A 14,762-nucleotide genomic window follows, 5' to 3' on the forward strand; every position below is an offset into this window, starting at 1 on the left:
TTTAGCTATAAAAATCAAATGTTTACACAACTAATATTTAGGCATAAACAGGCCTTAGCATGCTCTTACTACGATACTCTTTAGGTGTAAAGCCCGTATGTTTTTTAAAAAATATTGTAAAGTATGATATGTACGGAAACCCCAGGCGATACGCTATTTCCTTAATTGACAAAGAATAATCTTTCAGTAAATTTTCGGCCAGCAGTACTTTTTTTTCGGCAATCCACTGGCTTACAATTTTACCGGTGCGGTCTTTTATTACGGTGTACAGGTAATTTTCGTGGATATTAAGCATCTGTGCATAATCTTTTACCCTAAGCTGTATAGATGTACTGCCTTGCTGCAATTGCGTATAATGATGTTCTAAATTCTTTATAAACTGCTTTACAATATCATTATCACTGTTTGTGTAGCCCCGTATATCATGCCGCTGCCAAAAATTACGTTTAATTGTAAGCAGAAGCCGGGTAAGGAGGTTAGCAATAATGTTCTTTTTAAGGGGTAATTCTTCCTTAGAAATGTAATCTATCTTTTGGCAGATTTTGCTCAGCTCATTTATAACGTTTTTATCTGTAAGCCTTTGGCTTGCCGTTTCAGACATCAGGAACGGGAATGTACTGAAAACTTCTACACCTGCATATTGTGCAAGAAACTGTTCAGAAAAAGTAATGTGGTAAACTTCTCCCAGGTTATGCCATTGCATTTCGCGATACGTGTTTGGCCTGCTGAAAATAAGTGTACGCGGGCGGATATCAAACTTACTTGTTTTTGTTGTATAGCGGCCGCTGGCATCCATGGCCAGGGTAAGTGAAAAACAATTGTTCCTGAACCATACGGGCGCCCCTTCCAGGATGGCCGTATGATTTTGGCAGATGGTATAACTTCCGAATTCATCTGCGGTTATATGTCCTGAAGCGGTAAATGAGGGGTATTCTTTTAAGGCGGCCCGGTTTTTATGGTTAATGTAATTTGTAGTGTTCATAGTGGAGTAAATTATTGGTTAATACTGGTGTAAGTGTTGTGGTCTTTTCTAAAATATCCGGGGGCGCTGTGGGTATGCCTTTTAAAATAGGTATAAAAATAATTGAGGTCGTTAAAGCCATACATTTCTGCAATATCTTTCATTGATTTATCTGTATACTTCAGCAGGTATTTAATTCCGTTAATCCGCTTTTCGTGTATGCATTGGTTTACTGTTTTACCGGTTGCGGTATTTACAATTTTAGACAGGTATTTTTCGGTAAGGTTTTGCATTTCGGCATAGTCTTTTAGCCGGAACATTTCGTCGGTTTCCCCGGAAATTATGTTGCTGAAATTTTCTTCCAGGTGGCTAAGGAAAGCCATAACATAAAAGCCGTATTGCCTCTTGTTTTCCACAGCCTTATGGCTATACTGATCCTGACGGATTAGCAAAAGGAGGTTCAGTATAAGATTTGTAATAATCTCATATTTATAGGGTTCCTGTTGTGTGGCTTCATAATAAATACTCAGGCATACCGATTCAAAATCATTGATACTTTTTGTTTTAATAAGTGTTGTGTGTGCGGATACGTTATCAAGTTTCTGAATTTCATTGAGCCCGGCAACAGAGAATTGTAAAAGGAACTTTTTTGTAAAGCTTATATGATATCCTTTGCCTAACCCCGTCCACTTACAGGATAAAAATGTATCCGGAGGTATAAACAGGATATGGTTAGGCTGTACATCATAAATCTGTTCATCAACGCTATAAGTGGCAATGCCTTCCTGAAGAATAATCAGGTTGAAATGATCCGGCCGGAAAACAGGTGTTTCATACGGTAGTTCGATACCCAATTCCTCAATTTTAACGATGGCGAAATCATCACGGTCAAGGTATTCAAAAACCGGAAGCCCCATGTAGGCGAGGACATCAGTAAATTTTCGGATATTTACTAATTCGGCCCTCATGACAAACGATGTTTATCTGTGAGTGTGAGGTAAGCAAACCCTATGTATTTTGATGTAAAATCACTGATACACTGGTAAATAAGTGTAGATGCTGTAAGGTGAGTATTGGTATCCATAAATTCTAAATTTGGTAGATTTTGATTTATGAATACAACCCCAAATAACAAACCTTTTTTGTAGTGTTCTTGTTTTTAGTGTGTTATGGTTTGTTTATTGTGTAAAAATACGATATTTCGTAAATGCGCAATGGCCATTGTAAGTAAAAGATGATTTATAGCAGGTTTTTGGCTATTGAATCTTTTTTAGCAAAAGTTACACTGATTACAAGCCCGTTAGTACTGCTGTTTATATCAATTTTTCCGTTTAACTGGCCCGCCATTGTTTCCATGAGTTCCATACCAAGCGATTCTTTTTCCTTTGATTTAAAACCTGAAGGCAGCCCATCGCCATTATCTGTAATTATAAGTTCGTAAAGGTTGTTGTTGGTAGTGTGTAACGATATGGTAATTGCTCCGCTATCTTTATTTATAAAAGCATGTTTAATAGCATTGCTTACAGCTTCGTTAATTATCAGCCCTACAGGTATTGCCTGAGACACTTCAAGTTCTATGGGTTCTATATTGAGGACATAAGTTATTGTTTTATCCATGCTAAGCGCATCTGTAAGATGGTTAAGCAGCTCATCTATGTACCAGGACATATCAATAGTAGAAAGATTGTCTGACTGATAAAGCCTCTGATGGATAAGGGACATTGAATACATCCGGTTTTCGCTGTTTTGTATGGCCTGTAATGCATTTTCATTGTCCAGTAATGCAGATTGTGTGTTGAGCAGGCTTATGATAACCTGCAGGTTGTTTTTTACCCTGTGGTGTACTTCCTTTAACAGCCATTCTTTTTCTGTAAGCAGTTTTTTCAGTTTGTGGTTCTGGTCGTTAATTTGTTGCTGCTTTAAGTCTAATTTTTTATTGGCATGCTGCTTTAGCCTGGTCCAATTGTATATAAGCGCGCCAAAAAGCAACAGTACTACGGTACCGCCAATAAAAATATACCTGGTAATAGTGGCGCTGCGTATTTTTTCCTGCCTTATTTTTCCTTGCTGGGTAAGCGATTTTATATTTTTTTCTTTCTTTTCGGTATCATATTTAAGGCGTAAATCATTTAATTGTTGTACAGTACTTACGCTGATTGCCGAGTCTTCTAGAGCTTTGTATCTTTTGAAATGATTAATGGCGTGTTCATAATTTCCTGCAAGGGTATCTGCCTTAAAGTAGAATTTTTCTATGCCGGACAAACTTAAAAAGTCGTTATTGGCTTCAGATATTTCTTTTAACTCATCGAGGTATTTATAGGTTTTGTGAGACTGCCCTGTGCTGAACAAATATTGGATTATTGCGTAGTACATAGTTTCCCGCTCTACTATGTCTTCTTTATTTTTATGCTCGCATTTAAGGAGCTGTTCATAATATGGCCTGGCTTTTTTAGTGTTGTTCAGTTTACAATGCAGTATTACATACGTAGAACAGTAATATATGTTACAATCGTTTCCCGGTTTGTAATTAACCTCATTATCTAATAAAGCTAATGCTTCGGCTGCCCTTTCGTTGCGGTACAGCATGTTGCACATATTTTGTATAACACCGTCTAGAAAGGCGGCATTGTTACTTTTTTTAGCTTCAGCTAAAGCCTTCTTCTGGTAAAATATAGATTTATCAACCGCATCATAATCCTGATAAATACCCCCTAAAAGATTGTAGATAAAAGTGAGCCAGTCACCTTCAACCTTTAAATTTTCTGCAATTTTTTCTGCTTCCAGGGCATAAGCAAGAGACTCTTTAATCTTTGACAGGTACCATAAATTTTGAGACAACAGGGCATACTCCTTGTACAACTCTTTTGACCTGATGCTTTTTTTAATTTTTATAGCCTGCTTAACATAGTAGATGCTTTTCTCACAGTTAGAGGCGTAGTAGCTGGATTCTGAAAACTTTACATACGTTTCGGCTGCTTCATAAAATGCACCTGCCTTTTTGTAAAGGCCAATGGCTTTCATAAAATATTCCTTTTCTTTTAAGGTATCTTTATCTCTCAGGTTTTGTGCCGATGAAAAATAAACATCTGCCTCTTCTTTTGTAAGCTTGTATTTGCGCACATATTGCAGTGTGTTTTTCTTTAGGGCTTCCGCACGTAGGGTATCACCTTTTTTCAGTGCAATCTCACTGTTAAGCAGCATACTTTGTGCAATTCCATTCTTTAAATTGAGTTTTCGTCTTATATCCAGAGATTCGCTGTTAAGCATGGAAGCACTGTCAATAGCCGGTTTTGAATTGCCGTTTTTAATTGTATATTTTGCTACTTCATATAAAAGTTTGGCCTTTTTTGTGCGGTCATTTTCACTGTGCAGCGATGCTTTTATTTCCCTGTACTCTTGCCTGCTTATTGTCTGGGCAAAAGTAGTTACGGTAATAAGAAATAAGAAAAAAAAGAAAATACTACATTTCATTGTCGGGATGTATTTCATTTTGTTCGTTTTCAGTGAGTAACAACTTTTTGGTAAATGTAAGCATGACGGTAAGGCCGTTGTTGCTTTCAAGGCTAAATGCGCCGTCTAACTGATCGGCAAGCCCCATCATTAAATCCATACCCAGTGATTTTCTTTCCTGCGACATAAAACCATCAGGCAGCCCAATTCCGTTATCTGCTATTGTAAGCCGGTATGTATCAGTCGTGGTATTTTTTAAGGTTACGTTTATCTCTCCGTTGTTTTTATCAGGAAAAGCATATTTTATTGAATTACTCACGGCCTCATTAATTATAAGACCTAAGGGCACGGCCTGCGTTACATCAAGTTCTAAAGGTTCTATGTCCATTACACAGCGTATATTTCCGGTTGCCAAATAAGATTCCTGTAGGTTGCTTACAAGTTCGTGTATATACCACAACATATCTATAGCCTCTATGTTCTCTGACTGATATAATTTTTGGTGGATAAGCGACATGGCCAGCATACGGTGCTCGCTGTTTTGTATGGCCTCCAGGGCAGCCTCATTATCAAGATATTTAGATTGTGTGTTAAGCAGGCTGATGATAATTTGCAAGTTGTTTTTTACCCTGTGGTGAATTTCTTTAAGCAGCCATTCTTTCTCTGTAAGTAGCTTTTTAAGGGTATCGTTTTGAATATTAATTTGTTGTTGTTTCAGTTCTAATTCCTTATTGGTACGTTGTTTCAGCCTTGCACGGTTATATAGAAGGGTTACAAATATTGCCAATATAATAAGGCCGCTAATTATAACATACCGTAAAATGGTTTCGTTGCGTATTTTTTGCTGCTGCAGTTTACCCTGCTGGGTAAGCAGGGTTATGTTTTTATCTTTTTTTTCAGTTTCATATTTTAGTTCTAAATCATTAATATTTTTCAGGCTGTTAATATTAAAAACCGAATCGCTTAATGATTTGGATCTTATTAAATGCTGTATTGCGCTTTTGTAATTACCTGTGGCAGAATCGGCCCTGTAATACGTTTTTTCTATTTCAGACAGATTTATCAAATTATCCCCGGCTTTGGCCGCTTCCTTTAATTTATCTATGTACGTATAGGCTTTTGCCGCTTGCCCTGTTTTTATTAAATAGTTTATTATAGCCTGGTACATGGTTTCAAGGTCATAATCTGTTGCCGAATCCGATTCACTGCATTTAAGCAGGTGCAGATAATACTCGTTTGCCTTATCGTATTTCTTTAGGTTGCAATACAATAAAAGGTATATAGATGAGGTAAGTATATTACAATCTTTACCGGGATAATACTTCAGTTCTTTGTCCAGTAAATTTAAAGCTTCGGCTGCTTTCCCCGAACGGTAGAGTATATTGGCGATATTGTGAGTGATTGAAGTTACAGCCTCAGTATTATTGACTTTTTGGGCTACCGATAAAGCTTTTTTGTAGTAAACAATAGATTTTTCTACTGATTTAAGTTCTAAGTACACACCACCTAACAAATTGTAAATAAAAATATACCAGTAGCTGATAGGTTTTACATTTTCCATTATTTTTTCCGCTTCAAGGGCATAGGCGAGAGCGTCTTTTAAATTACCCTGAAGCGAATAATTTTGGGAGAGTAATGCATACTCTTTATATAAATCATACCGTTTAATGCTCTTTTTTATTTTAATAGCTTGATTTACATACGATATAGATTTATCCGGACGGTATATGTTGTGGTATATTGTACCCAGTTGGATATATGTTTCAGCCTCTTCAAAAGTATTACCAGCCTGCTTAAATAATGAAACCGCTTTTTTTAGTTGATTTTCAGCTTGTTGTACGTCAGTGGTAAAAAACATTGCCTGCGTTACTAAGGTAGTTGCTTCTTCAATTTTAAGCCCGTTTTTATGGGCATAAGCCAAAGCCTTTTTATTTAATTCTTCGCCAAGCTCATAATTACCCCTCTTTAAGGCAATAGAAACGTCAAGCAACATACCTTCGGCTATATTTTTCTTTAAATCCAGCTTACGGCTCAGGGCTATATATTCCAGGTTAAACATTGTGGCGCTATCCAGTGCTTTATCAGTATTTTCTTCTTCTTTTTTATAACAGTAATAGGCCGCCTGGTATAAAAGTTTGGCTTTTTTTGCCTCATCTTTTTCCCAAAGCAGCTTTTTTTTTGTTTCTCTGTACTCTTGCTTACTTATAGCTTGGGCAAAAGCATTTGCACTAATGAGAAATATGATGAAAAAGTAAATAGTGTTTTTCATTATCTGGCTTTATTCATTATGGATTAATGACATGGTTTTTGTAAATGTTAACGAGATAGTAAGGCCATCACTACTGTTTAGGTCAAGTGTGCCGTCTAACTGGTCGGCAAGACCCATCATAAGGTCCATCCCTAAAGATTTCCTTTCCTGTAACATGAATCCTTCCGGTAGCCCGATGCCATTATCTGTAATTATAAGCCGGTAAGTGTCAGGGCTGATGTTTTTTAGGGATATGTTTATTTGCCCGTTGTTTTTAGTTGTAAAGGCATATTTTATTGAATTACTTACGGCCTCATTAATTATAAGCCCTAAGGGTACTGCTTGTGTTACATCAAGTTCTAAAGGGTCAAGGTCTATTATGTACCTTATATTTCCGTTATCTGCATAAGAATCTTCCAGATAATTAACCAGCTCATGTACATACCAGGACATATCTATTGTTGTCATATTTTCTGTCTGATATAGCTTTTGGTGGATAAGCGACATAGAGAGCATGCGGTGCTCACTGTTCTGTATGGCTTGTAAAGCAGCTTCGTTATCAAGATATCTTGATTGGGTGTTAAGCAGGCTGATGATAATCTGCAAATTGTTTTTCACCCTGTGGTGAATTTCTTTAAGTAGCCACTCCTTTTCTTTAAGCAACTTTTTTAAAGTATCGTTTTGGTCATTAATTTGTTGTTGTTTTAATTCTAATTTTTTGTTGGTACGTTGTTTCAGCCTTGCACGGTTATATAAAAGTGCCACAAATATTATTAATACTATAAGGCCACTGATAATAACATACCGTAAAATGGTTTCGTTGCGTATTTTTTCCTGTTGCAACTTTGCTTGCTGTGTAAGCAGCTTTATGTCTTTATCCTTTTTCTCGGTATCATATTTTATTTGTAATCTGTCAAACTGCTCCCGGCTTTGCAGGTTAAATACCGAATCGTTTAAAGCTTTTACAATCTTAAGGCGCTCTACCGCACTTTTAAAATTACCGGTGGCAGAATCGGCTTCATAATAAGTATACTCAAGTTCGCGCATACTTAGCGGGTTACTGTGTTGTTTAGACAGTTCCCTTATTTTATCAAGATACGGATAGGTTTTTTCGGCCTGCCCGGTTTTTAACAGGTATTGTATAATAGCGTAGTAAACGGTTTGTTGATTGGTAACATCCTCTTCGGCCCCGTCATCGCATTTTAGTAACTGTAAATAATAGGGTTTTGCTTTACTGTATTTTTTTAATTCAGAATATAATAACAGATAGAGTGATGCTATCTGCGCATCACAATCCTTATCAGGATAATAATTAAGTTCCTTCAGTAAAACTAATGCCTCAGTATGTTTCCCCATATTATAAAGGCTAAGCGAAGCGTTTAGTGTAATATCATGTACACTTTCCGGCTCATTATTTTCTTTAGCTACCATTATAGCCTTCCGGTACGATTCTACCGATTTTGCAGTAGAACTGATTTCGCCGTACATAACGCCTAAAAGGTTGTATATAAGCATAAGCCATTCAGGGTCCGCATTTATATTTTGTGCTATTTTTTCGGCTTCAAGGGCATTGCCCATACCTCTTTCATAGTCTCCTTTTACCCACAAACTTTGGCCAAGCACTGCATATTCTTTATAAAGGTCGTGCCGCTTAATGCTTTTTTTTATTTTTAAAGACAGGTTAGTATATTTAATACAACTGTCGGTCTCTGCTATATTATCATACATTCCGCCCAGTTCAAAATAAATTTCAGCTTCTTCATAACGTGCGCCTGCCTGCCTGTATAAAGAAATGGCTTTTTCCAAATATTTCGTTTTTTTAGGAATATCTTCTTCACCGGCATCAAGGGCAATATCTTTATAGGTGGCAGCTTCTTCCTTTCTGAGCCCGTGTTTGTGGGCGTAAGCCAGTGCTTTATTTTTTAACGTTGCTGCAAGCTTTAGGTTACCTCTTTTCAGTGCTATGCGGCCATCTGTAAGCATACATGCAGCTATGTTCTTTTTAATACCCAACTCCTTACTAATATCAAAAGCCTGTTTGTTAAGCAATGAAGCACTGTCAAGGTCTGTTTTAAATTCCGCCCTTGCCAGGTAGTAAGCGGCTGCCTGCTTTAAAAGGCCGGCCTTTTTTGCTTTATCTTTTTCACGCGACAGTTGCTTTTGTAGTTGTACAAACTGTTCCTTATTTATGGTTTGCGTAAACGCCCTGGTCATAAATAATACTAAGAAGATAGTAAGTATTTTTAACTTCATAAGGCATTGAATTATAGATTGATGCTAATAAAGTTAACAAAATATTAACTGCATTGCAATAATGATAGCTTTTTTTTAGCCTGACCTGCCTTGCAGAAAATTCTTTCCGTTATTGCCCGAACCGTTAATCTAAAAAACAATATCCTTTACGTAAGCTTGCTGTATTGTGCTAAATCCATTAGCCTGAAGCAATCTTTATTTATTATAATTTTTGAAGTTAAAATATTAGTGTTTAAAGAATTACCTCTGTCTAAATTCGTGTTGTATTAATCAGCCCCTGATTCATACGGTAGTAATGGCTCTTTATTAAAAAGCCGGCACCGGAATTTTAAAAGAGTGAAAAAATTATAAACCATAAAATTAATATTATGATTCCAAAAACTATGAAAGCAGCGGTGGTACACGGAAAAGGAACCGCCCTTGCAATAGAGGATGTCCCTGTTAAGGAGCCAAAAGGAAATGAAATTTTAATTAAAGTTGTAGCAAGCGGTGTTTGCCACAGCGATGTGCATGCAGCCCTTGGCGAATGGCAGGTACCTAAACTACCCTTAACAATAGGGCATGAGGCCGTAGGTTATGTGGTAGCCCTGGGGCCTTATGTAACCAGTGTAAAAGAAGGCGATGTTGTAGGCGTGCCATGGCTTAACCGGGCTTGCGGGCATTGCGGGTATTGTGCCTCAGGCCACGAGCCGCTATGCGGGGACCAGGACAACAGCGGCTTCTCTGTAGATGGCGGGCATGCCGAGTATGTTATTGCCGATGCTAATTATGTGGGCCGTTTCCCTAAGGAAGGGATTGACCTTTACGAAATGGCGCCTATTCTGTGTGCCGGGCTTACTGTTTACAAAGGGCTAAAATCTTCTAACCTGAAGCCCGATGACTGGGTTGCAATTTCAGGCGTGGGAGGACTGGGGCATTTAGCAGTGCAGTATGCCAAAGTAATGGGGTACAATGTTGCGGCTATAGATATTGCAGATGAAAAACTTGAATTTGCTAAAGAGATGGGGGCAGATGTTGTTGTAAATGCTTCAAAAACCGACCCTTGGGCTTTTCTTCAGGAAAAAGTAGGTGGTGTACATGCACTGCTTATTACAGCCGTTGAAAATGAAGCTTTCGAAAATCCCCATAAAGCCCTTAGGAGAGGAGGGACAATAACCTTGATTGGCATTCCTGACGGAAGTGTGGAAGTGCCTATAAGCGATACCATTATGAACGAATATACCGTTCGCGGATCGGTAGTGGGTAACAGGCAGGACCTGCAGGAAGCTATTGACTTAGCCGTAAGAGGAAAAGTAAAAACCAGGATAACCAAAGCCAAACTGAATGACCTTAATAAAGTTCTTGACAACCTGAAAAACGGTAAAGTTATAGGACGTGTAGTTCTTGATATATCACAGCCGGTTTAAGCATAGCTAACCCCCCTTAAACAGTTGTGCAAAGGTGCCGTTATTCAATTACCCCGTACGGATAAGTTCGGGACCGGTAATCAATACGTATAAATTTTCGTAACAGCATTAAACTGAATCCCATGTTTTAAGGTTCATCAGGATTAGATAATCTGTACACTAACCACATTCAAATCCTCAGAATGGGTTTGTATTGAAACCCGGTAAGCCTTCGGGGTAATTGAGGCACCTTTTTTACATCATTTAAGCCTAAAACAACAAGCCATGAATATTTCAAGAAAACAGGTTTTAACGGTACTGGAAAAAGCGGTACTAAAAGCAACCGAAATGCAGGTTAGGGTAAATATAGCCGTCCTTGATTCTGCGGGCTATTTAAAAGGCTTTACAGGTATGGACAATGCGTTCCTGGCTACAATAGATATTGCCATTGGCAAAGCTAAAACTTCTATGCTTTATGGGCTGCCAAGCCATGAGGTAGGGGAATTTTTGAAGCCCGATTCCGGTATGTACGGTATTATAAACACTAACGGAGGCCTTTTAGGATTTAAAGGAGGGCTGCCTATTAGTATAGAAGGCGAAATAGCCGGTTACATCGGGGTTTCGGGTGGAAGCCAGGAGGAAGATTTTGAAGTTGCCACAGCCGCTATCAGCTTTTGATTTTAAAAGAGGAGAAGTTTAAAGCTACCCCTCTAACAGGTGTTTTAAACAGATTCAGTATTTATAAATTAAAAAACCAATATTATGAAAACAACTTATCATTCAAGGAAAATAAACGGAGTGGAAATTTTTTACAGGGAGGCTGGAGACAGGAACAAGCCTACGGTTGTGTTGCTTCATGGCTATCCCACTTCTTCGCACATGTTTCGCAATCTGATAACCGACCTGGCAGATGATTTTCACCTCATAGCACCTGATTATCCCGGTTATGGCAGGAGTGAACAGCCTCCAATGGCAGAGTTCAGCTATACATTCGAAAATATTTCTGCTATTGTGAAAAAGCTACTGGATGAGCTTGAGATAAAAAAGTTCAGCCTTTACCTTATGGATTACGGGGCTCCTATCGGTTTCAGGATTGCCAGCAGAAATCCCGATAAGATAGATACGCTGATAATACAAAACGGCTGTGCCTATGAAGAAGGGCTTCAAACATTCTGGGACCCGATTAAAGCTTACTGGAAAGACAGGAATAATAAAGAGGCGGAAAACACATTACGCGGTTTCCACGATCCTAACGGGTTAAAATGGCAATATACTCATGGCGTGCCGGATGCTTCTGTGATAGCCCCTGACAACTGGGAAATTGACCTCAGGCATTTAGAAAGGCCGGAAAACGGTGCCATACAGCTTGCCATGTTTTATGATTACCAAACCAATGTAGCGCTATACCCCGAGTGGCAGGAATACTTCAGGAAGTACCAGCCCGAAACAATTATTGTTTACGGCAAAGACGATTATATCTTCCCGGGTTCGGGTGCCGAACCTTTTAAAAAAGACCTTAAAAATCTTGAATTTCATCTCTTTAATACCGGGCATTTTGCACTTGAAAGTTTCGGTGAAGAAATGGGGGCATTAATAAAAGATTTTTTATTAAGAAAAACAGGCAAATAAGAAAAACGGGCAAAACTGTTTATCCTAAAACATTTTAAATATGGATACAATTAAAAATATCGTTTTGGTACACGGAGCATTTGCAAATGGCTCGGGCTGGCGTGCGGTGTATGATATACTGAGCAGTAAAGGGTATAACGTTACCATAGTGCATAACCCGCTTACTTCGCTGCACGATGGTGTTGCTGCAGTTACAGCCGCCCTGGACAGGCTAAACAGCCCTGCGGTGCTTGTAGGCCACTCGTATGGAGGGGTGGCAATTACCGAAGCAGGTAACCATGAAAATGTGGCGTCGCTGGTATATGTTGCGGCATTTCAGCCCGATAAGGGGGAAACTGCCTTACAGTGGATACAGACCGCACCGCCGGCTGAGGAAAATGGTGTATTACCGCCAAATGAAAAAGGTATTATTTATTATGACAGCGATAAATACCATGCCGGTTTATGTGCCGACCTGAGTGAGGAAGATGCGGCATTTATGTGTGCATCGCAGGGGCCTCTTTATGCCGAGGGTTTTGTTACGCCCATTGTACAGGCTGCGTGGAAAACAAAGCCCACGTATGGGGTAATAGCTACCCATGATAAAAGTATTTTACCCGAAATACAGCGGGTAATGTACAGCAGGTCTAATACTTCGGCCATTGAGGCAGAAGGCAGCCATCTTATTTACATGTCGCAGCCACAGGTTGTTGCAGATGTAATAATTGCTGCATCAGACTTTGCCGGTGATTTGTAGCCGGCTTATTTCAAATCTTCTAATTCATTGCACAAACAAAAAATACACGAATTTATGAAAACAATTGTTGTTCCTTCCAGAGAGGATGTAAGTACTGAAGCGCAGGCTATTTTTGACAGTATACAGAAAAAGATAGGTATGGTGCCAAACCTTTATGCTACCATAGGTTATTCTGCGGCAGCGTTAAAAGGCTTTCTGGATTTTGAGGCGGTATTTAGCCACAGCGCCTTTACAGATAAAGAAAAAGAGGCTGTTAACCTTGTTGTTTCTCAGGTAAATAAATGCGATTACTGCCTTGCGGCGCATACTATGCTGGCAATAAGGAAAGGCTATACCAAAGAAGATACACTGCAATTCAGGACCGGTAATGCAACCGACCCAAAACTCGACACAGCACTAAAACTGGCTAAAGGCATTGCCGAAAATAAAGGCGAGGCTGATGAACAGTTAAAGGAAGGTTTTTTTAATGCAGGATATGATGAGCAGGCCCTGATAGACCTTATAGGTATCATTGTCATCAGGACATTTACTAATTATGTGTATGCGGCAACCAAAATACCGGTTGACTTTCCTGCTGCCGAAAAATTAGGGTCATAAAACCTGTAAAGCACAATTCAGAAATAAAAAAATAAAGACATGGACATAAAAAAGATTTTGCCGGGTAAACTTGGGTTTGGCTCGGCACCATTAGGAAATATGTTCAGGAATATTCCTGAAGAAGAAGCATTTGCCACGGTAAAAGCAGCGTGGGATAGCGGCATCCGTTATTTTGACAGCGCCCCGTTTTATGGTGCCGGCCTGGCCGAAATCAGGTTGGGTAATATACTCTCCGGTTATTCCAGGGACGAATTTATTATAAGCACTAAAGTGGGCCGCGTTATTCTTGATGAAGTTGAAGACGTTAGCGCCAGGGATTTGGGCGAAAAAGGCGATTTGTTTAAATATGGCAGGCCAAATAAAATTGTTAACGATTATTCTGAAAAAGCAACACTGCAATCTATTGAAGATAGTTTGAAAAGGCTTCAGACCGATTATCTTGATATTGTGTGGGTACATGATGTGGCACAGGATTTTTATGGCGATGAATGGTTAGGGAAATTTGAAAGTGCCCGTAAAGGTGCTTTTAAAGTACTGGACCGCTTGCGCGATGAAGGCGTTATAAAGGCATGGGGATTAGGCGTAAACCGCGTAGAGCCCATCGAGATTATCCTTGCTTTAGAAAATGCGCATCCGGATGCTTTTTTACTTGCCGGTCGATATACACTTTTAGACCATGACCGTGCGCTTCAGCGTGTAATGCCCGAAGTTTCAAAGCAGGGTTTAAGCATAGTGGTTGGTGGCCCGTACAGTTCGGGGGTGCTTGTTGGCGGCTCAAGTTTTGAATATGCCCCTGCCAGTGCCGAGATACTGGATAAGGTAGCAAGGATAAAGAAAATAGCCGATGTATATAATGTAAGCATGAAGTCGGCCGGTTTGCAGTTTTCACTGGCAAACGATGCAGTAGCTGCAGTAATACCGGGTGCCAGCAGGCCCGGCCGTATAGAGGAAGATATTGAAGCCCTGAATGCTGTAATACCTGATGGATTTTGGGAAGAACTAAGGCAACATGGGCTGGTTAATGCTTCGGCACCGCTTCCGATTGATAAAAAGTAAATTTTTTAAAATAATATTATTATGGCAAAAACATCTGCATTTATAGAAATATCAGCCGGGCCCGATGAGGTTTGGAAATTGATAGGCGGCTTTGGTAGTTTACCGGATTGGCTGCCCTACATACCAAAATCTGAATTACAAGAAGGGGGAAGGATAAGGCTCCTTGAAAATCCGGATGGTGGTACTATCATAGAACAGCTGATAAACTTCGACGAAAAAGAAAAAAGTTATACTTATCACATATTACAAGCTCCTTTTCCTGTAAAAGAGTACTATTCTACATTAAAGGTAGCAGGTAAGCCCGATGGTAAAGGATCGAGGATAGAATGGCATGGCACATTTACTCCTGTTAATATTTCAGATGCTGAAGCAATAGCGCTTTTTAAGGGTATTTATGAGGATGGCTTAAAGGGCCTGAAAGAAAACTTTATAAAATAATAATGAATT

12 protein-coding genes are annotated in these 14,762 nt (G+C 39.2%); 7 read left to right on the plus strand and 5 right to left on the minus strand.

Translation table 11 applies throughout. The annotated features are described in order from the left end of the window. Positions 1 to 37 precede the first annotated feature (37 nt). The 5 genes from ACZIX4_RS04415 to ACZIX4_RS04435 all read right to left on the minus strand — a co-directional run bounded on the left by ACZIX4_RS04415 (position 38) and on the right by ACZIX4_RS04435 (position 8,912). Positions 38 to 982, minus strand: a complete 945-nt coding sequence (locus ACZIX4_RS04415; protein ID WP_463334399.1) for a helix-turn-helix domain-containing protein — start codon at positions 980 to 982, stop codon at positions 38 to 40. A gap of 11 nt (positions 983 to 993) precedes the next feature. Continuing rightward, on the minus strand, positions 994 to 1,929 hold the full coding sequence (locus tag ACZIX4_RS04420; protein ID WP_463334400.1) for an AraC family transcriptional regulator: 936 nt from the start codon (positions 1,927 to 1,929) through the stop codon (positions 994 to 996). Positions 1,930 to 2,200: 271 nt separating this feature from the next. Beyond that, entirely contained in the window at positions 2,201 to 4,432 is a 2,232-nt protein-coding gene (locus ACZIX4_RS04425; protein ID WP_463334401.1) for a sensor histidine kinase, read from the minus strand. After that, a complete protein-coding gene (locus ACZIX4_RS04430) occupies positions 4,422 to 6,680 on the minus strand; it encodes a tetratricopeptide repeat-containing sensor histidine kinase (protein ID WP_463334402.1) in 2,259 nt (752 codons plus the stop codon). Before ACZIX4_RS04430 ends, ACZIX4_RS04425 begins: the two co-directional genes overlap by 11 nt. 9 nt (positions 6,681 to 6,689) lie before the next feature. After that, positions 6,690 to 8,912: a histidine kinase dimerization/phosphoacceptor domain -containing protein gene (locus ACZIX4_RS04435; RefSeq protein WP_463334403.1), complete on the minus strand. Its 2,223-nt coding sequence runs from the start codon at positions 8,910 to 8,912 to the stop codon at positions 6,690 to 6,692. Positions 8,913 to 9,280: 368 nt separating this feature from the next. On the opposite strand from ACZIX4_RS04435, the gene ACZIX4_RS04440 reads away from it, so the two are divergent. The 7 genes from ACZIX4_RS04440 (at position 9,281) to ACZIX4_RS04470 (ending at position 14,753) form a co-directional block, all read left to right on the plus strand. After that, positions 9,281 to 10,318, plus strand: coding sequence for a zinc-dependent alcohol dehydrogenase (locus ACZIX4_RS04440; RefSeq protein WP_463334404.1), 1,038 nt, complete (start codon positions 9,281 to 9,283; stop codon positions 10,316 to 10,318). A gap of 264 nt (positions 10,319 to 10,582) precedes the next feature. After that, a complete protein-coding gene (locus ACZIX4_RS04445; protein ID WP_463334405.1) occupies positions 10,583 to 10,975 on the plus strand; it encodes a GlcG/HbpS family heme-binding protein in 393 nt (130 codons plus the stop codon). A gap of 84 nt (positions 10,976 to 11,059) precedes the next feature. Next, positions 11,060 to 11,926, plus strand: a complete 867-nt coding sequence (locus ACZIX4_RS04450) for an alpha/beta fold hydrolase (protein WP_463334406.1) — start codon at positions 11,060 to 11,062, stop codon at positions 11,924 to 11,926. Positions 11,927 to 11,966: 40 nt separating this feature from the next. Beyond that, complete coding sequence (locus tag ACZIX4_RS04455; RefSeq protein ID WP_463334407.1) at positions 11,967 to 12,662, plus strand: alpha/beta hydrolase; 696 nt, start codon at positions 11,967 to 11,969, stop codon at positions 12,660 to 12,662. A gap of 54 nt (positions 12,663 to 12,716) precedes the next feature. Then, positions 12,717 to 13,259, plus strand: coding sequence for a carboxymuconolactone decarboxylase family protein (locus tag ACZIX4_RS04460; RefSeq protein WP_463334408.1), 543 nt, complete (start codon positions 12,717 to 12,719; stop codon positions 13,257 to 13,259). Between the two features lie 39 nt (positions 13,260 to 13,298). Next, positions 13,299 to 14,315, plus strand: a complete 1,017-nt coding sequence (locus tag ACZIX4_RS04465) for an aldo/keto reductase (protein ID WP_463334409.1) — start codon at positions 13,299 to 13,301, stop codon at positions 14,313 to 14,315. A gap of 21 nt (positions 14,316 to 14,336) precedes the next feature. Beyond that, positions 14,337 to 14,753 (plus strand): SRPBCC family protein, encoded by a 417-nt coding sequence (locus tag ACZIX4_RS04470; RefSeq protein ID WP_463334410.1) that lies wholly within the window; start codon positions 14,337 to 14,339, stop codon positions 14,751 to 14,753. Positions 14,754 to 14,762 lie beyond the last annotated feature (9 nt).

This window comes from Flavobacterium niveum (assembly GCF_055231775.1).